Here is a 23,971-nt window from a genome sequence, read left to right as displayed (position 1 = left end):
ATTCATTTCTTTCTAATATAACGTATTTAATTAAAACGGATAGCCTATAGCCAAGTGCCAGCCCAGTCCGTCTTTGAACTTCGGAATGTTATAATACCCTTTACGTGATGTAGTATAAGGCAAGTGCAAAGCCACTCCGCAATCCACCCTAATTACAAGGAAAGAAAGATCGTAACGGAGTCCGGCACCGGTTCCAACTGCAATTTCATCGGCCAGCCCTTTCCATTGAAACTTACCACCGGGTCGTGTTGCGTCTTCTCTAAGAAGCCAGACATTACCTGCATCCATAAACACCGCTCCATGCAAATCTTGTATAATACGAAAACGATATTCCATGTTCGCTTCCAAACGAATGTCACCTGTCTGATCAATGTACGCATATTTATTATCCGCTGCCGGATGATAACTTCCCGGTCCTAAGCTACGTATTGTAAAAGCACGTATACTATTGGCTCCACCTACATAGAACTGCTCACTATACGGAGCTACATCCGAGTTTCCATAAGAATAAATGAGTCCGCCTGCCACCCGCGTTGCAAGCGATTGATTCTTATCAATATTCCACGTGTAGCGCAGCTCCGAATTTATCTTCATGAATTGTGCAAAAGGCGCACCCAGCAAGTCTTTCTGTTCGCTGAAACTCTTCCCGAAAGCCCTATAAATGCACGAAGTAATATTACCGGCCGAAGTCAGTGTTGTTTCCCACCACAACCTATTTCGCGCATTTCTTTTTCCGCTGGTATCATACGTGTACGTATAACTCATGGAAGGAATAAACTGATTATTCAAGCTCAAGTAGAGCGATTTGTTCTCATTAGCTATGGAATCAAACAAATGCGTGGTACTTTGCAGCACATTGAATTTCAGTTTAAACGGAATGATAGTATGCTTGCTCGTACGCGTAGGGTTAAACACATACGTTGCATCGCCTCCAAAAGCCAATATCTTGAAGAAGCGAGCCCGGTTCAATTGGTCGGCATACAGATTAAAGGTAGTACTTGCCGGGAAATCATAATCTTTTTTGCCCAGTCGGGGAAACAGAACCCGGGGAATAAACAAGGAAGCCGACACCCCGTATTCATAAGAGTTCATTAACGAACCATTATCGGTGTTCTGCGCTCCCGTTTGCCATTCATACGAACCCTTCAGTCCAAGAGTCAGATTCTCGCCACCGCCAAACAGATTCTTTCTTGTCACACTGAAAGAAGCTCCCGGACCTGTTTGGTCATTACTTTTTGTTGTAATGTTGAGATCGAGTTCACCGTCGAGAGGCAAGTCATACGCCGTGCGGATATTCACGTTCAGCACATTGCATGCATCCGTCGAGTCGCGTGGCGTGTAATTCATCTCCACATAGCGAAACATACCCAACTGCGTGATACGCTCTTGCGTACGCGTATCTCTAAAATAAGAATAAGTCTGGCTCGGATGGAAACGCAACTGCTTGTATAAAACATCCGGTCGCACCTTCAGCTTGTCGTAATAATAAATCTTCAAGTCCTTGTACATCATCGAATCATTGGGCGCTTCGCCATACACACCGTTCAAGTGCACAGCTATGTCGCCCACATTCCATTTTCTCAGCGCCTCTTTAGGCACGCCCGCCTTGGGCACTATCTTCATTGAAATCTTACCGGGAACCAAAGTCGTATCGGCCAGAAAAGAAAAATAATCGGGCCGGTAATAATAATACCCGCGATTACGCAGCAAACTACTCAGTCGGGTACGCTCTTCGTCGAGGGTGATAACATTAAATTGTTTCCCAACATGCAACAACGTTCTCTGCTGTCCGGCTTGCAAAGTATTCAATAAATCGGGAGTAAACCGTTCGTATGTTACCGTGTCTATCAGATACGGGTTCTTCATATCTACCAAATATTGCACCTTTGCCTTCCGTGGATTCTTTTCATCGGGTATGATCTGATACCCCACTGTTCCGTTAAAGAAGCCATAATCGTGAAGCAAGTTGGTACCTACCTTGGCACGAATATCAGGATTGACAGTAGAAATAAATACAGGCTTAGCCGCCAGTTTATTGAAAATGAACTTCCCCAGTCCCTTTTGTCTGTTGACAAAGCTATTATAAATCCACAACCCATAAGGAAACGGAAACCGATGCACCGAACTTCCTAAAATAGAATTGTTGGGAGCCGTAGCCAATGCGGCCGTCAGCTCGGTCATAGTCTCTGCCCCTGCTCTGTCTTTCGCCTCGTTCCTGACCACCATTTTTTTCTGTCCCGTATACAAAACTTCGCCTTCGGGCAGGTTGCGCGTAGTAGAGCAACCGGCAAGCACAAGCAGGAAACAGGTGGTTATCGCAGCCAGATAAAGAGTATTTCTTACCTGCAACTGTTGAATGGTGATTCTATTCTTTTTCATCATGTTACTTCTTCCGTTTAAAGATAAAGAGTTCGCTTAACCGGCTCATTTTCTTGCGGAGCACAATACCCACTCCGGTCTCGGTAATCTCTCCTTCCAAAATACTTTCGTTGTCCTTGTTGTGGAACAGTCTGACATAGCGTGTGCCCGAATTATCCAACCGATACTCAAGCGACACATTATCAATGAACGATTCGTCTTGCTGCGTTTCATTTCCGGTTGAGATCGTTCCTCCGATCACAACCTGCACACGGTTATTAAAGAAACGCTGGGCATAACGGAAATTGTAATCCGTACGTTTACCACCCGCATCAGCTCCATCATAATTTTCCATTCCGAAGGAAATGTTGACTGTCTTCAGTGCCGAACCCGCCACATTAGCAATCTGCTTCTGCAATACGGAGTTCAATGCAGCACCCATATCCAGTCCGCCGCTTTTGTTTCCTGCGCCTGCCATGTAAACACCTGTGGCCAACAAAGCGATGGCTTGCTTGCTGCGCTCTTCGACCGACATGGCCGCCAGTTCATTTTGTACGCTCATGTCTTCGGGAGCTTCCAGGTTAAACAGAAGTTCCAGGTTTTCCATGCGGTTTTTAACCCCCACACTGACATCAAAGTTAACCATGCGTGGCGATCCTCCCTCCTGAGAAACAGAAGCACGCACCCTTTCGGTAGCCTTAAAGTTCAGCGAAGGATCCATGGGATTGCCACTCCACTCCACATAACTACCGTCGTTAATCTCAAATTCTTTAAGTGGAATAACCGGAAGCGCATACTTTAAAATGCCGCCCGATAAGGTGTATCTTCCCGAAAGTCTTAAATCACCACGGGGAGAATATTGCAGCGAGAGATCACCGCCGCCCTCCAGTTCCACGCGACTGTTCCTGTCGGGACTCAAATCAGCTTTCAGTCGCACAGCAGGATCAATGTGTACCGTCATCAACATATCCAGTCCTCCCAAAGAGACAACCCGTTCATCTTGTTTTTTCTGCGACAGCGTATCGGCAAACGAAGTGAAAGTAACCAAATCGCCCAAACGATCCTGCACGGTAAGCGGAGAGTCTTTCAACACATACGTAACGTCCGTATTGCCCAATACATTCATATTTCCCCGCATCACCAGCGCATCAAGCGGTCCGCGCACAGTGGTATTCATATCGACAAACACTTTTCCGTAAACCAGGCTTTCTTTGGTGCGGGGAGCATCAAGCAGGGTATAGTTGGAAGCCTTCAACGTTAAATCGGCCGTAGGGCGCGACAAGTTGCGGAAGTCTACCAGACCGTTTACTGCAAACGGATTCTTGCTGGTAGTATAAATAGAAAATTGGTTAAACAACATGCGGCTATTCTCAATCTTCACCGGACGGTTATCAAACCAATAGCGGGCACCGGCCTGACTGGCGTACACCGACACGCTATCGAGCATCAACTCTCCGTTGGCCAAAGGTTTAGAGGTTGAACCTCTCAGCTGAAGATTCCCGTCGAGATCGCCCGAAAGGGTAACGACCTGGTCAGGAATAAACACATTGGCAATCTGAAGCGGGAAATGTTCCAGTGCCGACTCCACGTCCAGACTGTCGTTCCGGGAGAAGTAATTGCCGTTAAGCGTCATCACCTCCTTGCCCTCGTGCGTAAGGTAGCTGTTCACATAATGCATTCCGTCGCGGCCGGGCAGCCAAGTTGCGCCCAACCCTACATCGCCTACACGTTGATGTTCATAAACCAGTTCATCAATAACCGATTCTGTCGAAATCTGTAAGGAGGTGGCCGTCTGCACCAAATGAGCCTCAGCCGATAACACCCCGGCAAACTGGGGAAGATAAGGCAATGCCTCACTTATTTCCGCCAAACGAATGCGGCGCAACTCTATATCCATGTTTTGCAGAAACGTAGTGTCGGGCAACGAATGAATACGCACTCCCATGCCGTCTTTATCGAGCATCTCTACATTAGCCAATACATGCTTATCGTGACGGAGATACACCCCGTTGTCTTCATTGAAACGAAACTTTCTGAACGCAACAATGGGCTCTTCGGGAATAAACTTCAGCAAAATCCCCCTGTCTCTGGGGCGGGCATTGACGCCCAGCAAAACACCGGTTTCTCCTTTCTCATTGAGGTATTCAACCATCAGCTCAGCATCTTCGTTTCTAATCTCACCGGTCAGGAATGCCTTGAAGACAAACTGCGGATTACCGGGCATGTTAATAACGCCACCCCGTATATTGAGGCGTGTCGTGTCTTGGCGAATATTCAGAAATACCGTGTCGAGCCGGGTGGAGTCGACCGAAAGTCCGCTAACCGTAGCCCTTCCGTTGATGCCTCGGGCGGGCGTTGTTCCGAAAAGAACATTCACTTGATTATACGTAATGTCCTTCATGGCCAGGTACCGACTGAAAGGATTGTCGGGACCTGCCGTCAGACGCAAGCCGGCCGAAGGCAATACTTTACGAAGCGCTGCGTGATCCAACCGTTTGTTGTTGACTTGCTTCATTAATACTTCGGAGAAAAGTGCCGATTGCTTCATCAACTTCTCGAGCGTGGTGCGGCTGCGGAAGTTAAGTTTCAAGTCGCCCGACTGCAATGTCATTCGCACAGAGTCTTTACGCGTTTGACCCTCCAACTGAAAGGCGAACGGCTTTTTCATCGGTCTGGGGAAATAGCCCAGTTTGTACCAGTTAATCTCTTCCACATTGAGCAGCAACGAGGCATCCGTATAAGAGCGCCGGAAATGATAACCGGCATCTGCGGTCAGTTTCACCAACTCGTTGTTACTCGTGAGGTTCGTCGTAAGCAGTGTGTTTTTCAGCGCACCTTTCAATGCCACATCGGCTATGTGAAACCTGCTGTAAACCAACTCTTGCAAATGAAAGTCAAAGCGGGCAACAGCTTTGGGCGACATAAAATCAATGCCCTTACCGCTTGCTTCGGCCCGGGCCGACAAAGAATAAATGGAGTCGCGAGGCAAGAAGTGTTTCACCTGCACACCTTCTGCCATCAGTTGGGCGGAATAAGCTTCCGTCACCGTATGATATGAACCAGTAAGCGATAGCGAGCTTTCACCGTCTTTTGCCCGCAGAAGTGCAGTCAGACGGTCGCCCCGCAGTTCGGCACGGGTGATGAATGTCATGTTGGCGGGTATGGCGAAACGACCTTTGGCCGACGAAGCCAGCGTAGTAAGGAAGTCCAGGTTCTGTCCCAGCATTTGCAGATGAAATTGAGCGTATCGCTTCACAGAGTCCGAGAAGTTAATCAGCTCTCCCCCACCGCTGGCAGAAAATGCCCCCGGCAGTTCAGCCTTCAGCTGCGATAATTGCATGCCCGACAAATTTCCTTTCAGTGTCGCCCGCACCATCAGCGGGCGAAACGGATATTCTTTTCTAAAAGCCTCGGGCAAAGCTCCGGCAAAAAGCAACACATCTTGCTTGCCAATGCGGGCATCGAACAGCATGTCTACATCGCCCTTATCGGGATTTTCCACAAAACTCCACGTGGTATTTGCCGTTAATTCCAATTGCGAGTGGGGTGTTTTCAGGGCTAACTGCGGCAAACGAATGTTTTTTTGGTTGGCAAGAAGCCGACCGCTGAGCGACTGAACAGTCAGCCCCGACCGCTCATTCATGGAGAACGAGCGAATAACCGCCTGTATGTTGTGCCCCTGTGCCGATAAAGAATCCAACCGGAAGTTGACATCACGCAACTGAATGTGTGAGGGGTCGAAGCCCGGGTGTGCTTTTCTTTGCCCAACTAAATAACGAACCGACGAGCCATTGACAGCCAACTGCCTCAACGCATAGGCTTCTTTGTGAAGATCCACATGTAGCTTCTGCAAGTTTGCTCTGCCCAAGTGCGCACCGATTTGTGTCGAATCATCGTCGAGCTGCATAGAGAAAGATACATTTTTCACCTCCATTTGCTGCAAAATAATCTTCCAGGGAATCTTGGCGGCAGTAGTGTCTTTGGGTTCAGGAACCGTGTCCTTCAACATTTTCAGTCGAACGTGCGTGTCGCTCAGTTCGAGGGCGTTGACTAGAGCCGTCTCGTGCGACAGGTCTACTCCGTGGCTTCGAAGAGAAAACGTACCGAGAACACCTTGCAACTGCATGCCTTTTATGAGATGCGCCGAATTAAAGCTGGTGCTGCGCAACGTTAAGTCGTCCACCTCCACTTCACCCCGAAACAACGGCAACACCTGTATGCGAACATTTAAACTGCCCATAGACAACAGAGTGTCTTTGTGCTGAATAACCCCCACGTCACTCAGCTGCAAATTAAACGGAAAGCGAAGATCGATGCGCCTCATGCTTATTTGCATTCCTGTGGCTTGAGAAGCGTACCGGGTGAGTTCCTTGCGTAATAAATTCTGTACAGGCGGAATGTAGAGTGACAGCATCAGCACAACAAACAACAGTATCGGTGCCAAGATAATGATAGCCGTTCTTTTAATCCATTTCCGTTTCATAAGAATCTATATTGGTAGCGTTTACTACACAAATTAAATAATTAAAATCAGAACAGAAAAACTTCCTACAATAAAAAACAAAATAAAGTATGCTAACCTGCCAAACAAGCCGCTTTATTGTGGTGAACCGGGATTTTTTTTGTTGAAAGAAGGAATCATTGAATGACAAAGCACACCCCACTTGAATTGCCGGTGAACAAATTGCGTATACACCCGGGTGTACAACCTTTGTAGACCCGGGTGTACAAGGTCTGTACATGGGGGTGTACAGCAACTGTACACCCGGGTGTAGAAAGAAATTGTAAACGAGCAAATCGGATCATTGCAACCGGCATTTCAAAAAACGGCTGCCTGTGTTTCGTGCGGGTTGTTACACCTCCGGTTACAGCGTATATTGACTTTTGATGAGTAATGCCTGTTCCACTACCTCTTCAGTGGCACGCAACGCAGCAGCAATCTTGGTGTTTATTTCCTCGCAATAAGCGGTTCCTCTTTGTTGTTCCAGCCAAGCAAGCAAAGCAGCGGCCTCAGCAGCTTGCAACAGGGTGAACAACGGAAGCATTTTGTGTGCCAAGGCAGCTACCTTGTCGGCATCGGCAGTCTGCCCGGCTTCGGTCAGCAACGCCTGATTCTTACGGGTTTCAGTAATAAAGCTGTCTATGATGCTCAGCGCTGCCTCGGCATCATCGGCCGAGAAGGCCAGCAAAGCGTCAAAGTCAAACCGCCCGACACGATTTTCTACAGCCTCAGCGGGTGCAACAAATGTAGGCACTTCCCGACTGGTGCACTTCAATACTTCAAGCAGTTCCTGTACGGTGAAAGGTTTATGCAGACGGCCCGCGAAACCGTGCTCACGGAAAGATTCTTCACTCATATCACTTCGGGCAGTAACCGCCACCATGGGTATGTTCTTTGCCTGAGCAATGTTCGATGCACGAAGGAGTTTTAGTAAATCGAATCCGTTGATGGCGGGCATCTGTACGTCGGTCAGCAACACATCGAATGTGTTTTCGCGCAATTGGTTCGTGAGTTCTTCCAGCTGCTCGCAACAGGTAGCCGATATGCCGTAGGCTTCCAGCATGGAAGCCGTGAGGTTGAGTTGTATTTTGTCATCGTCAATCAGCAGCACGCGGAGGTTCGTACCGGGAACGGTGGGGGTTGCCCACTGTGGTTCACGTGGTCCTTCGGAAAGTGCATCTTCTTTGTCGCCCTTATCCACCATGGGGAGTGGCAGCGTAACGCGAAACGAACTTCCCTGCCCGGGCTGCGATTCCACTTCGATGTTCCCTTTGAGCAGATGCACCAGCTTGTGCACGATGGAAAGTCCCAGGCCGAAACCTTCTTCTCCCTGCGCACCGGGAAGGCGGGTGAATTCTTGAAAAATGCGCTGTTTGTCGGCTTCTTCCATGCCTTTACCCGTATCGGTTACGGTGAGGTGCAAGTAGCCTTCTTGGTAATCCGTATGCAAAGTAACACTACCGCTGGCGGTAAACTTTACCGCGTTGGACAGAAGATTGTTGGCTATTTGCCGTATGCGCAACGGATCACCTTTAAAATAACCGTTAAGTGCAGGGTCTGTCTCACAAATCAGTTGCAGCTGTTTAGCGCGGGCAAGTGGTGTGAAGCTCACTTTAATTTCGTCAAACAGGTGAGCGGGATTAAACGTGATGTTATTCACTTCGGTCTTGTTGAGGTCCAGACGGTGGAAGTCGAGCAAATCTGTCACCAGCTTCAACAGGTGTTCCGACGAGCTTTTCATGTTTTCCAAATAGAACGCCTGCCGATCGTCGGCAACAAGTCGGGCAAGCAAATCGGTGTATCCCATAATGGAACCCAACGGTGCTTTGAAATCATGTGTAATGGTCAGCATCATCTTCTCGCGCGCTTCGAGCAGTTCGCCCGCCCGTTTATTGGCTTTCTCCAACTCTTTTCGGTAACGGTTACTGCGGGTAATGTCGCGCCAAATGAGTGTAAGGAAGATGACCGACAACAATACGGCTCCCAGCGCTATAAAACCGATGGTTTGTATGGAGCGTTGCCGCACCTCGCGCCCCAGCTGTGCCTGTTGCAGACTTCGTTCGCTGACTTCCTGTTCCAGTCCTTTGATCAGGCTGTCTATCCGCATGCTCAGTATGCTGTCAGTTTGTTGAAGCAGTGAGTTATTGGCGGCTTGTGCCTTGCGCGCCTTTTGTTTTATCTGACTGATGCGGCGTATTTTCTGGTGCAAAGAATCGGCCGCATTATAAGGTTGCAGCACCGTATCTGTTCTGAATTCGAGGGAGGTATTAAGCACAACGGCAGTATCTTTGGAAGGCACAAACGCTTCGGCCAGGCGCTTAAAGAATCCTTTCTTCTTAACGGGTCTTATCACCGAATCGCGCTTGGTGATTACACGATGCTGCACGCGCTGCCGATTGATGTCTCTGTCTTGCTCGGAGATGATGCGCTCTAAATCTTGTGTAGACAATAAGGAACTGTTGGCATTACTCAGTTCTTGCAGCATGGCAATGGTATTGTTGTCTTTCTCGCGCAAGAGGAGCAGCAGACTGTCGGTTTTTGAACTTTCTTCCGTATCCGAAGCAACCAGACTCTGCATTTCGTTATAGATAAACAACAAAGAAAAGAACAGTGCGGCCAGCAAAAACAAATAACCGGCTGCAACTTTCATTTTAGTAACTATGTCATTCTTTACCTTTTGCATGCTTTCTAAATCGTAACCAGAACATGACGCCTGCACTAGTTAAGCCGAACGGAAGTGCCATCCACACGCCCACGGTGCCCCAGTGAAGCACAAAACCGAAGAAATACCCCAGAGGCAAAGATATAATAAAATAAGAAATAAAGGCAATAAACATCATCGGTTTCACATCGGCCACCCCGCGAAGAGCATTGGCAAAGGTAATCTGCAGGCCATCGCCAAACTGAAACAGCAGCATCGGTATCATCAGGGTTGCCACCAGCGCAGAGACTTCTGTGCTTTCTGTAAACCAACCGCCCATGACATTACGCAAAAGGAAGAGCACGGACGAGATGGAGACGGCCAACACAAGGATGATTCGCAAACCGGAATAAGCCACCCGACGCACATTCGCCCAATCGTTCTGCCCGCTAAAGTGACTCACCCTAACTGCTACAGCGGCTCCCATGCCATAGTACACCAAGAATGCCACGGTGGAGATGGTGCACATAATTTGGTGCGCCGCCAGCGGAAACGTTCCCAGCCAACCAATCATTACGGCACTAAGGTTAAACGAGGCTGTTTCCATGCCCATTTGCAAACCGATGGGCCAGCCAAGGGCATTGAGTCGGCGAAACGTTCCCGATAGCCGAACGGAACGGAAGAAGCCTATTTTGTAACGGGTGTAACGTTTACTTAGAAAAAAGATCCACACGAAAGCAGCCAGCATGGCTATGCGCGAAAACAGGGTACTGATGCCGGCACCCAGCAAACCCATCTCGGGGAATCCGAACTTTCCGTAGATGAGCAGGTAATTGCCGATGATGTTCATGGTATTGCCCGCCAGCAAAATCCACATGGCTGTTTTGGTATCGGTTATGCCGTCGGCAAATTGTTTGAAACCGTTAAACAGCATAATGAATACCAGCGAGGCCAACAAGGTGAGGTAATAGGGCTTAATGAGTGGAATGAGTTCCGCCGGTTGCCCCAGGTTCCCCACGTTGAGATAAAGAATATAAAAGAATAAGGTAAGCAATAAACCAACCAGTGTGTTGGCCAGCAGGCTCGATTTCAATGCCGCACCTGCTTCGTGAAACTTCTTGCTGCCATAGAATTCTCCGATTACCGGTGTTAATCCGTACGAGAAACCGGTGCAGAAAATGATTCCCAAGTTAAACATGTTATTTACAAACGACGCGGCTCCCAGTTCGGGTGTGCTGTGATGCCCTATCATTAGGGTATCGGCAAAGCTTAATACGATAACACCTACCTGTCCGATGATGATAGGCCATCCCAGATAAATAAGCGCTTTGTAATGTCCGGCGTTCGAAATCATGTTCTTTGGTTGGTTCATTGTCATTACGACTCTATTTTTTTATATATAAGTACGGAATAATTAGTTCGTGTAAAAGCCTTACGGGCTACATCCATCAGTTGCTGTGAGGTCACGGCACGGTAATTTTCCACTTCTTTATCCATGTCTTCCGCACGACTCAACATCTCGAACCAGGCTAAATTAGTTGCCACGTTGAGGTAGTTGAGGTTGCCGAATATTTGTGTGGACTCAAATTTGTTTTTCACCTTCTCGAGTTCTTCCTCGTCAATCAGCTCGTTACTTATTATCTGTAGTTCTTCCCAAACAGCTTTCTCGGCATCTTCCAGGCTAACTCCGTTGGCGGGCTTGCCGGTGATATGAAACAAACCGGCGTCAATACTACCCGAGATGTGGGCGTCAATGCTGGAGAAGATCTGCCGGTCGTGCACCAAATGCTGAATGAGTCGGCTTGATCTTCCGTTACTGAGTATGTCCGATAAAATATCGTAAGCATAGTAATCCGGGTGCATACGGTCACACATCCGGAAAGCCATGTACAGAGATTCAATGGGCACGTTACGCTCTACCGTCAGACGCCTTTCTTCTGTCTGCTGAGGTTCAGCAGGAAGGTTGCGCTTTTTCAGTTCTCTTCGGGGAATAGGGCCGAACCATTTCTCCGCTAACCGCACAGCTTCTTCAAAAGTGATGTTGCCGGTCACGGCAAGTATGGCATTGTTGGGCGCATAAAAGCTAAAGAAGAAATCTTCAACTTCTTGGAGCGTTGCTTGCGCAATGTGATTCAGTTCTTTGCCAATAGTAGGCCATTGGTAAGGATGTTCCTTGTAAACGAGCGGACGAAGCAGGTGGCCTGTATCACCGTAAGGGCGGTTGAGGCATCGCTGCTTGAACTCTTCCATCACTACGCCGCGCTGCACCTCCAGACTTTTAGAGCTAAAGTCAAGGCAAAGCATCCTGTCGGACTCCAGCCAAAAGCCTATTTCTACATTTTGTTTAGGTACTGTAAGGTAATAGTTGGTGATGTCATTGTTAGTCCAGGCATTGTTTTCTCCACCGGCCAGTTGCAGAGGCGTATCATAATCGGGAATGTTTTGCGAACCGCCAAACATAAGATGCTCAAAGAGATGAGCAAACCCGGTATGATCCGGATGCTCATCTCTTGCACCTACCTGATAAAGTACGTTTAGTGCCACCATCTGCGTGCTCGCATCTCGATTGTGAACGAGCTTCAGACCGTTGGCCAAAGTATGTTTGTTTATCTGCAACATCAATTAATCAATTACAGATACTTTAATAATCTTCACATCTTCTTGAGGACGGTCGCTGCGATCTGTTTTTACCTGCTGAATTTTATCTACCACGTCCATTCCTTCAACAACTTCTCCAAAGACGGTATATTCATTATCTAGATGGGGGGTTCCGCCTACCGTTGTATATGCTTTCACTTGTTCCGGAGTAAAGTGGAACTGTGGCTGTTTGGCAACTTCAGCTTCTGCCTGAGCGTAGAGTTTTTCTTGCAAGTCATACAAACCTTCCTCGTCGTTTGCCTTACGCATCTTATATATATCTTTCATGTGCTTCTGCGCCAACGCATTAAAGACTGTAGCCAGTTTGTTTTCGTTCAGCTTTTGCTCCATGCTCAACAAAGTGGAGTCGCTGTATACTTGTCCGGTAACAATATAAAACTGACAGCCCGATGAAGCTTTTTCCGGGTTTACATTATCTCCCTGACGGGCAGCACTCAATACGCCTTTCTTATGAAAATATTTAGGATACACAAACTCGGCCGGAAGAGTGTAACCAACATCTCCTGAGCCCAGCATCTTTCCTTTGGGAGCGTTTTTAGATTCGGGATCGCCGGCCTGAATCATAAAATCTTTAATAACACGATGGAAAAGGGTTCCTTCATAAGTACCTTCTTCGGCCAGCTTAATGAAGTTGTCGCGATGACGGGGTGTCTCGTTATATAACTTCACCGTAATATCTCCCATGCTTGTCTCTATTTTCAACAGCGTTTCTTTGTTTTGATCCATATTGGTTTGTTTCTTATTGCCCGACTGACACGCCATAAGCCCGCCCGCCAGAATGATTAATAAAAGTATAGTATTCTTTTTCATACTGTTTCAAGATTAAAAATTACTGCAAAAGTACTACTTTAGTACGTTCACTTCCAACAAAACTTCTTAATAATACCTATGTGATATAGAAGTTAGACTAAAACTTTTTAACTTTGTAGTTCGTTTAATGCACTAAAAACAACAAAATGACAAAGTCGGTACTCATAGTTGAAGATGACATCACCTTCGGAATGATGTTGAAAACCTGGTTAACCAAGAAGGGGTTCCTTGTTTTTTCTGCTAGTAGCGTAGCCAATGCACAAAAAGTAATTGCTGCGGAAAAAGTTGATCTGATTTTGTCTGACCTACGGCTGCCCGACCGCGACGGGATTGATCTGCTCAAATGGCTCACAGCTAAAGCAACGCCGGTTCCGCTGATTATAATGACGGGCTATGCTGACATCCAATCGGCCGTGCAAGCCATTAAACTAGGTGCGAAAGATTACGTAGCCAAGCCTGTTAATCCGGATGAGTTATTGAAGAAAATGAATGAGGCTCTTGAACCGGTTGAAGTGAAAACAACACCAAACCAGCCAACGCCCTCATCAACCGGCACAGCGAAAGCGGAACTTGCAGCGGGTTATCTAAAAGGAGAAAGTGACGCCGCCAAACAATTATATCGTTATGTGGAACTGGTAGCACCTACCAACATGTCTGTTTTGCTGATTGGTGCCAGTGGAACAGGGAAAGAACACATCGCACATCTCATTCATCAGTTAAGTCATCGCAATGATGCGCCTTTTATGGCAATAGATTGTGGCGCCATGCCTAAAGAGCTGGCTGCCTCCGAATTTTTCGGGCACAAAAAAGGAGCCTTTACCGGAGCGTTGACAGATAAAACCGGCGCTTTTGTTTCGGCCAATGGCGGAACTCTTTTTCTTGATGAGATTGGAAACCTTAGTTATGAGGTACAAGTACAGTTGCTGAGGGCTTTGCAGGAAAGAAGAGTGCGCCCGGTAGGATCCAACGAAGAGATACCGGTTGACATTCGTCTCGTAGCGGCCACAAACGAGAACTTGGAAGAGGCCATTGAAAAAGGGAACTTCAGAGAAGATTTGTTTCATCGCATCAATGAATTTATGCTGCCTATTCCGGAATTAAAAGAACGAAAAGAAGACATTTTGCTCTTTGCCAACTTTTTCTTAGATCAGGCAAACAGGGAACTGGGGAAACATGTTACCGGATTTGATATGAAAGCTTCGGCTGCTTTGCAAGGGTATCACTGGCCCGGCAATCTGCGTCAGATGAAAAACATCATTAAAAGAGCTACTTTGCTGGCGGAACAAGAGTATATTTCATTAACTGAACTGGGAACTGAGTTGCTGACTCCTGCTGCTCCTACGCTAGCACTTAAGAATGAAGATACTGAGAAACAACAAATACTCGAAGCTTTAAGACAAACTGCAAATAACAAAAGCAAGGCTGCACAGCTTTTGGGCATTGATAGAAAGACATTATATAATAAGCTCAAACTATACGAAATAGGTCTTTAATAAGATGGATAATTAAACTCAACGCTCAGCAAACAGCCAACAATGTTAGCGATGCGCCTCTATTTGTGGAACTATTCCACAAATATGCCTCAACTTCCACAGGATTCTACAGAGTGCCACATTCTCCTAAATGTCACCACAAAGCCTATTACAGGCTGGTTTTCAAGCATTTAAAGCTGCACGCTTATTTATGGCACAGCATTTGGTTATACTTTTACAGAAGTTATTCAATAAACAGAATGTAAATTAAGTATAAACAATTTTTAAAGCAAATGATTATGAAAAAGTTAGTATTATTGGTGGCCATGTTCCTATGTGGAACTTCCATCTTTGCTCTTGCACAAGATCCGGTAAAGAAGAACCAACCGGTAACAGAGCAAAACGAGAACAAAACTGACAGTACAGTAACTGAAGAGCCTGCTCAGGAAGATACTGTAAAAGAGGAACCTAAGTCAGAAGAGCCTGCTAAAGACGCTCCTGCAACAGGTGAAACTCCTGCTCAGTCTGCCGAATAACAGTAAGCATACTTATATAAAAAAACCGTCCCTACTTTGTCTATTCAGGGGACGGTTTTTTTATGTGTTACTTATTGACTTTATAGAAAGCTGAATCCATTCCAAAGACTACCGGGCGGAACCGGAGCCTCAAGGTCTATCTGCTCTTTGGATACCGGATGAATAAAAGATATTCTACGAGCATGCAAGCAAATACTTCCATCGGGATTAGAACGGGCAAAACCATACTTTAAATCCCCTTTAATAGGACATCCCATTTTTGCCAACTGGCATCGTATTTGATGATGTCTGCCTGTCTTCAGGTCAACCTCTAACAAGTTATAATTCTGTGAACGGGCAATCAAACGATAATGCAAAATGGCTTTCTTTGAGTCAGGCACTTCCTTATCGTATGCGTAACTCTTATTCTGCTTTTCATTACGCACCAAATAATGCACCAACTCACCCTCCAGCTCTCGCGGACACTCTTTCACAATGGCCCAATAGGTTTTCTTCACCTCACTGTTCTTGAACATTTCATTCAAGCGTGAAAGAGCTTTGCTGGTTTTAGCAAAAACAACAAGACCACTCACCGGACGATCCAAGCGATGGGTAACCCCAACAAAAACATTACCGGGCTTCTGATACTTTTCCTTCAGATACTGCTTTACCGTTTCAGAAAGAGGTATATCACCGGTCTTGTCACCCTGCACAATCTCAGAGCTGGTCTTATTAACTACTATAATATGATTATCTTCGTAAACAACAGTCATTTACTACATATTCATTCCACCACAACAGTGAATAACCTGACCGGTTACATAAGAAGAAAGATCAGAAGCCAAGAATGTTGCTACATTTGCTACATCTTCAGGTGTTCCTCCACGACGCAAAGGAATTTGTTTTGCCCATTCAGCCTTCACCTCTTCTGAAAGAACAGCTGTCATCTCAGTAATAATGAAACCGGGAGCAATAGCATTGGCGCGTACACCACGTGAACCTAATTCTTTAGCAACAGATTTTGCCAAACCTATCATACCAGCTTTTGATGCTGAATAATTGCTTTGACCGGCATTTCCCGATACACCAACTACAGAAGCCATATTAATGATACTGCCTGTTTTTTGACGCATCATTATAGGTGTACATGCATGAATAAAGTTAAAAGCAGATTTCAAGTTCACGTTGATAACCATATCCCACTGTTGTTCAGTCATACGCATCATCAAGCCATCACGAGTAATTCCGGCATTATTAACCAAAATATCAATGCTTCCGAAATCTTTGTGTATCTCGGCAACAACTTTTGCAGTATCTTCAAAATTGGCTGCATTAGAAGCATATCCTTTTACTTTAACACCTAAGGCTGCAAGTTCTTTTTCAGTATTTTGAGCGTTTTCGTCAATAACCAAATCGGTGAATGCAACATTAGCACCTTCAGACGCAAACTTTAAAGCGATAGCCTTACCAATACCTCTTGCAGCACCAGTCACAATGGCTGTTTTTCCACTTAATAATCCCATACTAATTTATTATTTATTAATTTCAGTTTTATGTAGTGCTCCAAACACAATGTTGGAAACATATTTTTTTCGCGTAGCCACATCAAGATTGGCACCAATCTGTCCACGGATATATGGTACCTCAATGCCCTTCACACAATAATGAACCAATAAAGCAGTCATTTCAACATTGTCAATAAGAAAGACTCCTTTATCTTTTCCTTCCTGTAACACAGCTCTGAATAGCTGGATTTCTTTTGCATCAAAGCGCTTACGCACTTTCTCCACTTTCCAAATGTCGCGAAAGAAATTTGCCCGAAGCGTACCATTACGGAAAACGACTTCCTTTACAGCATCCAAGCGGGTATAAATCATTTCTATTATCTTTTCGTCGGGCGATATATTCTTTTCGGCAACACGCTTCATCACATCAGAAAGAATATCCAATTCTGATTCTACTACGGCTAAATAGATCTCATCTTTACTTTTAAAATAAGTATAAAGAGTTCTTCTACCTTTCTTAGAGGCCACAGCAATATCATTCATGGTCGTATTCTCCACTCCCATTTTAGCAAACAGTTGACGAGCTACGTCAACCAACTTAGCTTTGGTTTTTGATACTGTCATAGATTGATAAATTGCACATTGCTGAATAATGTGAGCAAAAATACTCCTTTTAGTTAAATCTTACAAGAAATAAAGTATTTATTCGCTTTAAAACACGATTCAAATCAATATACATAGATTTTATATAAAATAAATAATTATCAAACGAATCCATATACGCCTAGGAATCAGACCATTGAGATGATTTATAAAATAAATGCAAAAAATATCCATAGAAAAGTTTGCTATTTAAATAGATTGTAGTACCTTTGCATCATCAAAATATCGCGGAGTGGAGCAGTTGGTAGCTCGTTGGGCTCATAACCCAAAGGTCGTCTGTTCGAGTCAGGCCTCCGCAACTAAGTTCAGCAAATAAGGCATTCCTTTTGGAATGCCTTATTTATTTGTACCATATTAAAAATAGATGGGATCATGGATCATACCGAAATCCTGAGGGATTGCCATTTAAGCATAAAGATGGTTCACCCAAACACAAAAGAGAAAAGGCTGTCCTAAAACAACCTTTTCATTAACAACGACAAACAACTAAAAATTACTATTTGATGCCTTCCAATGCTTTCTTTGCAGTAGCGTTAGCAGGGTCGATAGCCAATATTTTGTTCCAAAATTCTTTTGATTGAGCTACAGCATTGTTAACTAAACAATAATATCCCAAATAGCTATAGCATTCTACTAAAACAGAATTATAACGAGCGTCATTCTTACTAGCCAACAATGAAATCACCGACTCGTAGTAAGGTTTAGCTAACCCTTGAGTTGTTTCCGGATCTAACGCCGAGTTAGTTCGCGCACGCCAAAAATAGCCCAAATAACTATCAGCAGCTTTCTGGGTAATAATTGTAAATACAGAATCAGCCTTTTGTAAACTTGTGATTTTCTCAGCGCTACTTACTGATTTTGTAGTTCCTTCACCGTAATACAGCTTACCTAATTGAAATAGTAAATCCGGTGTTTGTTTTTCCGAAGATTGTAAGCTCAAATATTTTGTATAAGCTTCAATAGAGCCTGTATAATCGTTTAGGCTCTCATAAGAAGATGAAATCTCTCTCCACAAATCAATCTTTGTAGTGTCAAGTTTCAAGGCATTCTGATATTGAGCTATTGCCTCATTATATTTTTTACTTTCACTGAGTAGGTGACCATAGTACATGTAATCCAAATAAGTAAAGTCTGATTTTTCGGGATGATTGAAGAAAGAATCAGCAGCCACAATCCCTTCATCATATTTCTTTAAATCAGTAAGGTTATACATTATCAAGCGGTAGAAAGTAGTGTTTTTTGCATTTTTCTCTACGCCCATACGTGCTACTTCTAGTGACTTTTCAAAATCATGGTTTAAAAATAACGCAAATGCATATTTTACCATGTCATCTTCCTTGGCCTCGGTCGTATGAATGAAAGATGAATAAGCTTCTATAGCTTGAGAAAAACGATTACGACTATAATAGATATTGGCAAGAGCCTTATAAACCGGTAAATAATCAGGAGCCATCTCCTTTAATTGAAGAAGTTTGTCAATAGCCTGTTCGGGACTGGCATCCTTATATACTTGAGCATATTTTAAATAAGCTTCTTTGCAATTTGAATCAAAATATATGGCCTGTTCATAGAACTGGCATGCAGTCCCAGCATCTTGTTTTGTTAGTGCAATATCGCCCTCAAGTACATATATACCTGGAAATTTATTATTTGCTTTTTTGGCATATTCAACGTACTTCTGAGCTTCAGTTATCTGCATCGCATCAAAATAAACACGAGCGACAGCAACAAGTAATGCAGGATCTTTTTTATTCTTCCCTTTAATAAGTTGCCCCAACTCATCTGAAGCTTGTTGTGGATTAGTCGTAATTAATTCTTTTATACGATCCAAGCGATTTTGCCAATCGCTATCGGCCGACTGCGCCCAAAGTGTACCGGCGACTAAAAAAAGCCCTAATAAAAAAATATAAAGTCTTTTCATTACTATGTATTTAAGTTACTATGTTATTCATCTTTAATATCTACCACACGTACTGGTTGGGTAGCAGGCACTAAGCCTGATTTCAATATAATCCTTTGTCCTTTATCTGATGTTAGAAAAGACGCAAATCCCCAAGGTAAAGCATTGCGAGGATCGTTGAGTAAAATGTAAATGCTACGAGTTAACGGATAATCACCATAAAACAAATAAGCTTGATAAGGTTTATAGCTATTATCCTTCGTTGCAATATCGTCTTCGCTCACAGACATTACCCTGATTTCGTTTCTGAATGATAAATTCGTTGTGTCACTCCGATTACCTAACCAATTAACTCCAATCACCCCTATTGCATGCGAGTTTTGAGCAACAAAATCAATAACCTCTTGATTATTATTCAATGCTTTGAGATCTTTTGAAAGCTTTTTGCCTTTACAGATAGAGTCTACTGCAAAACGAACCGTACTTGAGTTTTTATTATCAAATACAACTTGAATGTTTTTTAAAGATGAAGAAGGGTAAATTTCTTTCCAGGTTTTCACCTCACCAGTCAGCATACGTTTTATATCACGCAGACTAATCAATGAATCTTTATTGGCTCGGTTAATAATCAGAGCCAAACCATCCGTTGCCAATTTTATTTCTCGAGGAAAAAACTTACGACTATGGAACGAACTCATTTCTTCCGCCGATAGTGTACGTGTGGCAATAGCCAAACGTACACTATCTTTTAGCAGAAGATTAATAGCATTTACTTCTGTTGTAAATTTGGGAACAATTCCAGCCAAGGCAAAAGTACCTTCGAAAACATCAATTTCCTCTTGTATAATTGGCCGGAAACTTTCATCAGCAGCAATAGCAATTACCCCTGAAGTATAAGTATCCGTAAAACCGTCTTTCGGTTTATTATTACACGCTGAAATTAACATAACAAGCGCAAAAGTGCCAAGCCAAAACTGTTTCTTCATATTTACTGCAATCTAAATGTAATAGGTACTGTATATTTTACTGTAACGGGTTTACCGTTTTGCTTACCAGGAATCCATCTTGGCATAGAACGAATAACTCGAATTGCTTCTTTATCACAATATGGATCAAGAGATTTAACGACTTGAACATCTCGCACCGTACCATCTTTCCCTACGATAAACTGACAGATAACTCTACCCTGAGTTCCGTTTTCCTGTGCAATAGTAGGATATTTAAGGTTCTTCCCTATAAAAGAGAGCAACTCAGCTTGTCCTCCGGGGAAAGTTGGCATCTGCTCAACCATATCAAAAACCTTCTCTTCTTCAACAGGAGCTTGTGTAACTACCTGTTTCAAGTCTGCAATATCTTTACCATTAGCTTCGTCATTACCCTTAACATCGGCAATAGAAATACTTACCTTAGTCTGTGTTAACTCTTCCTGACTCTTAATTTCATCTTCATCAGCTACCTCAGAATCTTTTTTTATAACTGGGGCAGTGAACTTGATAGAACTTTTCAGAGCAGGAGGTGGCGGAGCCACAGGTTCTACTTTTTTCATTTCATCTTGCTTAACTTCGGGTTCTTCCAATTGCGACAAAGCAGTTACTTCAGTCATCACCTCTTTCTGTTTAGGAGTAGCCAACCGTATCAAAGTTGGTATACTAAAACCAATCAAAGCAATGACAAGAACAATAATCATAGCCATATTATGACGTTTAGAAGAATCTCCACGCATTTTATATGCACCATAGGCTTTATTCTTGCCATTAAATATCAGCTCACACCACTCAGAAGATGTCAAATCAATTTTTGCCATTTTTTACTTTAATTTTAGGTGTTAATCAGCTACATTTTGTGAAAGTCCACCTCTTGACTCAAAATTCTTCAGCAAGAATTCGTCACCACTAGTAATATCAACTATCACATATTTACCTATACTGCATATTTGCATTTCATCAAGCGCATCAATAAGATTTACATACTTTGATTTCTCAGTAGCTTTAATGATAACAACCGGAGTATTTTTACCATTTTTTATTTCACTGAGCTGTTGGGTATATTCTTCTTCTGATATTTCCATATTCAACTTTTTCTGTTTCAGCTCATTAACCTTACGTACAGCTTCTTTATTACGTTTAAGCAATAAAGAACGAATTCCGTCGGGTTTGTAAGATGTTTCTTTCAAAGAAGAATAATCTTTGTAGTCTGGTTCGCCTTCGTAATAATATAACTTATCATCACTTCCTAACAGTAAAGTTATAGCCTGTGAGGCTTTTACTTTAGTTTGTTGTTCTTCAGTTATATCTTTATCATTACTGGGCATACTTATCTCCATCGTTTGAGGTTTGCTCAACGAGGTACATAACATAAAGAAAGTAATAAGAAGCATATTCATATCAACCATAGGAGTAAAATCGACACGTACGGTCATTTTTTTCTGCTTACCCTTTCCGCCTTTCTTTTTATTGCCACTCTCTTGTACTTCAGCACTCATAGTTTATTCGATTTTTAATTTTCAGAAGTTGTTTTCAACGAAGTAATCAAGTTGTATCGATTCTCTCTGAGATCCTGAAGTGAATTCATAACCTTCTTAATTACCGAATAGGGAGTTGACTCATCTGCTTTGATAGCAATACGCAATTCGGAATTAACCAGACGTGCATTCCTAACCCATGATTTAAATTGATTATCTACACTATCACAAGGAATTCCTTCATTCTTTAGCACGGCATCTTGTTTCTCTGCCGGTAAATCAAGATATGTTTTCATACTTTTGATTGGTACACCAAATGTAGTTGAAACCATAAACTTCTTTATTTGTTCCGGAGAAAATGTAATACCATACTCTTGCCCCATCCCTTCTAAAGTTGCTTTTAAATCAGCTTGTTTATCCAAGCTCATAAAGATCTTGCCATCGGGATTTACCAATATTTGCAAGATGTCCTTTTCAGGGATCTTAATTTCAGAGACAGACGCTGGAGTTGTTACTTGTACCGGTTCCTTCTTTACAAATGTTGAAGTCAACATGAAGAAGGTAAGCAATAGCACAGTAACATCACTCATAGCTGTCATATCTATGAAAGTACTTTTTTTCTTAATTTTGGCTCTACCCATAATTTTAAGCGTTTAAAATGAACTCTTACTTATGAGTTGCTGCAAATGTTTGTACAATTGAAAAGCCTACTTCATCAAGGCTATAAGTCAGTTTATCAATTTTATTAGTATAATAGTTATAGGCTATTACTGCTAAAGCACCTGTTAAGATACCAAACGCTGTATTTATTAACGCTTCAGAAATACCTTGCGATAATGCCATTGAATCAGCAGCCCCACCAGCGGCCAAAGCAGCAAATGAACGAATCATACCGATAACCGTACCAAGCAACCCCATCAAAGTACCCAAAGTCGTTATAGTACCGATAATAGGTAAATTTTGTTCCATCATTGGCAATTCCAAAGCGGTAGCTTCTTCCAGTTCTTTTTGAATAGCCAATAGTTTTTGGTCTTTAGAAAGAGTCGCATCACGTTCCATTTCATCATACTTCTGAAGAGTAGACGTAACTACATTTGCAACAGAACCTCTTTGTTTGTCACAAATAGCTTGAGCCTTTTTAAGATCACCAGCTGTCAAAGCTTCTTTGATATTCTTAACGAACTTTACAAGAGAACCTTTGCCAAAAGCAGAACGAAGAGCAAAGTAACGTTCAATACTTAGCGCAAGTACTGTAAGTAACAAGGTCTGAATAATCGGAACAATAAAACCACCTTTATAAATAGTACCTAAAAAATTTCCTGGCAGCGGATGATTGTTAGGATCATTGTTCATAAAGTTAGCCGGGTTACCTAATAAGAACTGATAAATACATACTGCAATTATAAAGCAGAAGATAATTACCAAACCTGCAGATCTAATACCTGTAAATGAATAAGCTTTTTTTTGATTAGTTTCCATAATGTGTAAGTATAAAAAGATATGTTTAAAAATAAAATAATTCTGATAAGCATAATATCTCCTAGCAGACAAGATAATACAAGCCTGCTAAACATATTAGAGATAAAAAAGTCTTGGAACTAAATAAGAATTCGTCTTAAGAGGTAGACGTAATAATCGCACACACCTGAAAGACAATGGTGTGAGGTATTTGAGTAGAATAATTTGCTTCTGTCAGTAACTAACTGATTCTCTCTGATACTCAAATGCAATAATAAATCTCTTATCGCACTAAGATACTCAGCAGCACGACGTGCACGATAATGATTTGCATGTAAGAGAGATTCTGAAACTCCTTTTATACTTAAATCAGCATATGATACGGTCAGTGTTTTATAGAGCATATCCATATTCAGCGATGAATATAAGCTAGCACTTTCATCCTCCGATGAAAACGATTCAGCTGCTTCATTGCATGCATGTACTGCACATACAGTATTTGCACCAGCACTCAAAGGAAGTACCAGCAATGCAATTAACAAAAGACATCTAAGCATAAACTTCATCACTCTCTGCTATTCGAATTTTCATTGGCAAAATTACGAAGTATATTAATACCAAATTCATTATTCACATCTTTTAAGTCGGATATAATCGTATAAAAAAACATAAATAGGAAGTCTTTAATCTAATAATTATAACCTCCTTAAACGCAAAAAAGTCCCACAGCTTTGAGCTGCAGGACTTCTTCAAAAAACGGCGACTACCTACTCTCCCACTGTTACGCAGTACCATCGGCGTGACAAGGCTTAACTTCTCTGTTCGGAATGGGAAGAGGTGGAACCCTTGTGCTATAGTCACCTTAATAAGATAGACATAATGTACACAAAAAATAAATCAATCAATCAGCTAAACGTATATAAAAACCATACTGACAAGAAGAAAGTGAACGGGCAATTAGTATTGCTCGGCTGTGATATTTCTATCTATACACCTGCAACCTATCAACGTCATCGTCTTTGACGACCC

Annotated in this window: 18 protein-coding genes, 1 tRNA gene and 2 rRNA genes; 3 read left to right on the top strand and 18 right to left on the bottom strand. The window is 43.2% G+C overall.

Features of this window, described 5'->3' with window-relative positions; genetic code table 11:
* Positions 1–30: 30 nt before the first annotated feature.
* From tamL to C511_RS0111510, 6 genes are all read right to left on the bottom strand, one after another.
* Complete coding sequence (tamL, locus tag C511_RS0111535) at positions 31–2,379, bottom strand: translocation and assembly module lipoprotein TamL (protein ID WP_024997297.1); 2,349 nt, start codon at positions 2,377–2,379, stop codon at positions 31–33.
* Between the two features lie 4 nt (positions 2,380–2,383).
* Positions 2,384–6,841 (bottom strand): translocation/assembly module TamB domain-containing protein, encoded by a 4,458-nt coding sequence (locus C511_RS0111530; RefSeq protein ID WP_027318165.1) that lies wholly within the window; start codon positions 6,839–6,841, stop codon positions 2,384–2,386.
* Between the two features lie 382 nt (positions 6,842–7,223).
* Positions 7,224–9,542 (bottom strand): ATP-binding response regulator, encoded by a 2,319-nt coding sequence (locus C511_RS0111525; protein ID WP_027318164.1) that lies wholly within the window; start codon positions 9,540–9,542, stop codon positions 7,224–7,226.
* Positions 9,523–10,872: an MATE family efflux transporter gene (locus C511_RS0111520; protein WP_024997298.1), complete on the bottom strand. Its 1,350-nt coding sequence runs from the start codon at positions 10,870–10,872 to the stop codon at positions 9,523–9,525. Before C511_RS0111520 ends, C511_RS0111525 begins: the two co-directional genes overlap by 20 nt.
* 5 nt (positions 10,873–10,877) lie before the next feature.
* The gene (locus C511_RS0111515) at positions 10,878–12,119 is read right to left on the bottom strand and encodes a M16 family metallopeptidase (RefSeq protein WP_034782342.1); all 1,242 of its coding nucleotides are present in this window, start codon (positions 12,117–12,119) and stop codon (positions 10,878–10,880) included.
* A 3-nt stretch (positions 12,120–12,122) separates the two neighbouring features.
* Positions 12,123–12,968: a peptidylprolyl isomerase gene (locus C511_RS0111510; RefSeq protein WP_024997300.1), complete on the bottom strand. Its 846-nt coding sequence runs from the start codon at positions 12,966–12,968 to the stop codon at positions 12,123–12,125.
* Positions 12,969–13,114: 146 nt separating this feature from the next.
* Here C511_RS0111510 and C511_RS0111505 point away from each other — a divergent pair, with 146 nt between their 5' ends.
* Positions 13,115–14,461 (top strand): sigma-54-dependent transcriptional regulator, encoded by a 1,347-nt coding sequence (locus C511_RS0111505; RefSeq protein WP_024997301.1) that lies wholly within the window; start codon positions 13,115–13,117, stop codon positions 14,459–14,461.
* A gap of 278 nt (positions 14,462–14,739) precedes the next feature.
* On the top strand, positions 14,740–14,976 hold the full coding sequence (locus C511_RS0111500; protein WP_024997302.1) for a hypothetical protein: 237 nt from the start codon (positions 14,740–14,742) through the stop codon (positions 14,974–14,976).
* Between the two features lie 80 nt (positions 14,977–15,056).
* Here C511_RS0111500 and C511_RS0111495 read toward each other — a convergent pair whose 3' ends face one another.
* Genes C511_RS0111495 through C511_RS0111485 form a run of 3 tightly spaced genes read right to left on the bottom strand, consistent with a single transcriptional unit; the run spans position 15,057 to position 17,084 of the window.
* Positions 15,057–15,728, bottom strand: coding sequence for an RluA family pseudouridine synthase (locus C511_RS0111495; RefSeq protein ID WP_024997303.1), 672 nt, complete (start codon positions 15,726–15,728; stop codon positions 15,057–15,059).
* A 3-nt stretch (positions 15,729–15,731) separates the two neighbouring features.
* Positions 15,732–16,478: a 3-oxoacyl-[acyl-carrier-protein] reductase gene (fabG, locus tag C511_RS0111490; RefSeq protein WP_024997304.1), complete on the bottom strand. Its 747-nt coding sequence runs from the start codon at positions 16,476–16,478 to the stop codon at positions 15,732–15,734.
* Positions 16,479–16,487: 9 nt separating this feature from the next.
* Positions 16,488–17,084, bottom strand: a complete 597-nt coding sequence (locus C511_RS0111485; protein WP_027318162.1) for a TetR/AcrR family transcriptional regulator — start codon at positions 17,082–17,084, stop codon at positions 16,488–16,490.
* Between the two features lie 265 nt (positions 17,085–17,349).
* Between C511_RS0111485 and C511_RS0111480 the strand changes: the two genes are divergently transcribed.
* Positions 17,350–17,422 (top strand) — tRNA-Met (locus C511_RS0111480).
* Between the two features lie 197 nt (positions 17,423–17,619).
* Here C511_RS0111480 and C511_RS0111475 read toward each other — a convergent pair.
* From C511_RS0111475 to C511_RS0111435, 9 genes are all read right to left on the bottom strand, one after another.
* Entirely contained in the window at positions 17,620–19,044 is a 1,425-nt protein-coding gene (locus C511_RS0111475) for a tetratricopeptide repeat protein (RefSeq protein WP_024997305.1), read from the bottom strand.
* A gap of 23 nt (positions 19,045–19,067) precedes the next feature.
* Positions 19,068–20,009 (bottom strand): PstS family phosphate ABC transporter substrate-binding protein, encoded by a 942-nt coding sequence (locus tag C511_RS0111470; protein WP_024997306.1) that lies wholly within the window; start codon positions 20,007–20,009, stop codon positions 19,068–19,070.
* 2 nt (positions 20,010–20,011) lie between these two features.
* Positions 20,012–20,827, bottom strand: coding sequence for an energy transducer TonB (locus C511_RS0111465; RefSeq protein ID WP_024997307.1), 816 nt, complete (start codon positions 20,825–20,827; stop codon positions 20,012–20,014).
* 21 nt (positions 20,828–20,848) lie between these two features.
* Positions 20,849–21,505, bottom strand: a complete 657-nt coding sequence (locus tag C511_RS0111460) for an ExbD/TolR family protein (protein ID WP_027318161.1) — start codon at positions 21,503–21,505, stop codon at positions 20,849–20,851.
* 14 nt (positions 21,506–21,519) lie between these two features.
* Entirely contained in the window at positions 21,520–22,125 is a 606-nt protein-coding gene (locus C511_RS0111455; RefSeq protein ID WP_024997308.1) for an ExbD/TolR family protein, read from the bottom strand.
* Positions 22,126–22,150: 25 nt separating this feature from the next.
* Entirely contained in the window at positions 22,151–22,963 is an 813-nt protein-coding gene (locus C511_RS0111450) for a MotA/TolQ/ExbB proton channel family protein (RefSeq protein ID WP_027318160.1), read from the bottom strand.
* 119 nt (positions 22,964–23,082) lie between these two features.
* A complete protein-coding gene (locus C511_RS17300) occupies positions 23,083–23,499 on the bottom strand; it encodes a hypothetical protein (RefSeq protein WP_148297757.1) in 417 nt (138 codons plus the stop codon).
* Between the two features lie 197 nt (positions 23,500–23,696).
* Positions 23,697–23,807, bottom strand: a 5S ribosomal RNA gene (gene rrf, locus C511_RS0111440).
* Between the two features lie 71 nt (positions 23,808–23,878).
* A 23S ribosomal RNA gene (locus C511_RS0111435) occupies positions 23,879–23,971 on the bottom strand; the annotation flags it as partial.

The organism is Bacteroides graminisolvens DSM 19988 = JCM 15093, from assembly GCF_000428125.1.
GTDB lineage: Bacteria > Bacteroidota > Bacteroidia > Bacteroidales > Bacteroidaceae > Bacteroides > Bacteroides graminisolvens.
Note: the sequence above shows the minus strand (reverse complement) of the source record. Positions and strands in the feature narration are given on the sequence as shown.

What these genes read in the sequence shown, in the direction of transcription:
- tamL (WP_024997297.1), bottom strand. Translation starts at nt 2,379, where the DNA reads ATGAAAAAGAATAGAATCACCATTCAACAGTTGCAGGTAAGAAATACT.
- C511_RS0111530 (WP_027318165.1), bottom strand. Translation starts at nt 6,841, where the DNA reads ATGAAACGGAAATGGATTAAAAGAACGGCTATCATTATCTTGGCACCG.
- C511_RS0111525 (WP_027318164.1), bottom strand. Translation starts at nt 9,542, where the DNA reads ATGCAAAAGGTAAAGAATGACATAGTTACTAAAATGAAAGTTGCAGCC.
- C511_RS0111520 (WP_024997298.1), bottom strand. Translation starts at nt 10,872, where the DNA reads ATGAACCAACCAAAGAACATGATTTCGAACGCCGGACATTACAAAGCG.
- C511_RS0111515 (WP_034782342.1), bottom strand. Translation starts at nt 12,119, where the DNA reads ATGTTGCAGATAAACAAACATACTTTGGCCAACGGTCTGAAGCTCGTT.
- C511_RS0111510 (WP_024997300.1), bottom strand. Translation starts at nt 12,968, where the DNA reads ATGAAAAAGAATACTATACTTTTATTAATCATTCTGGCGGGCGGGCTT.
- C511_RS0111505 (WP_024997301.1), top strand. Translation starts at nt 13,115, where the DNA reads ATGACAAAGTCGGTACTCATAGTTGAAGATGACATCACCTTCGGAATG.
- C511_RS0111500 (WP_024997302.1), top strand. Translation starts at nt 14,740, where the DNA reads ATGAAAAAGTTAGTATTATTGGTGGCCATGTTCCTATGTGGAACTTCC.
- C511_RS0111495 (WP_024997303.1), bottom strand. Translation starts at nt 15,728, where the DNA reads ATGACTGTTGTTTACGAAGATAATCATATTATAGTAGTTAATAAGACC.
- fabG (WP_024997304.1), bottom strand. Translation starts at nt 16,478, where the DNA reads ATGGGATTATTAAGTGGAAAAACAGCCATTGTGACTGGTGCTGCAAGA.
- C511_RS0111485 (WP_027318162.1), bottom strand. Translation starts at nt 17,084, where the DNA reads ATGACAGTATCAAAAACCAAAGCTAAGTTGGTTGACGTAGCTCGTCAA.
- C511_RS0111475 (WP_024997305.1), bottom strand. Translation starts at nt 19,044, where the DNA reads ATGAAAAGACTTTATATTTTTTTATTAGGGCTTTTTTTAGTCGCCGGT.
- C511_RS0111470 (WP_024997306.1), bottom strand. Translation starts at nt 20,009, where the DNA reads ATGAAGAAACAGTTTTGGCTTGGCACTTTTGCGCTTGTTATGTTAATT.
- C511_RS0111465 (WP_024997307.1), bottom strand. Translation starts at nt 20,827, where the DNA reads ATGGCAAAAATTGATTTGACATCTTCTGAGTGGTGTGAGCTGATATTT.
- C511_RS0111460 (WP_027318161.1), bottom strand. Translation starts at nt 21,505, where the DNA reads ATGAGTGCTGAAGTACAAGAGAGTGGCAATAAAAAGAAAGGCGGAAAG.
- C511_RS0111455 (WP_024997308.1), bottom strand. Translation starts at nt 22,125, where the DNA reads ATGGGTAGAGCCAAAATTAAGAAAAAAAGTACTTTCATAGATATGACA.
- C511_RS0111450 (WP_027318160.1), bottom strand. Translation starts at nt 22,963, where the DNA reads ATGGAAACTAATCAAAAAAAAGCTTATTCATTTACAGGTATTAGATCT.
- C511_RS17300 (WP_148297757.1), bottom strand. Translation starts at nt 23,499, where the DNA reads ATGCTTAGATGTCTTTTGTTAATTGCATTGCTGGTACTTCCTTTGAGT.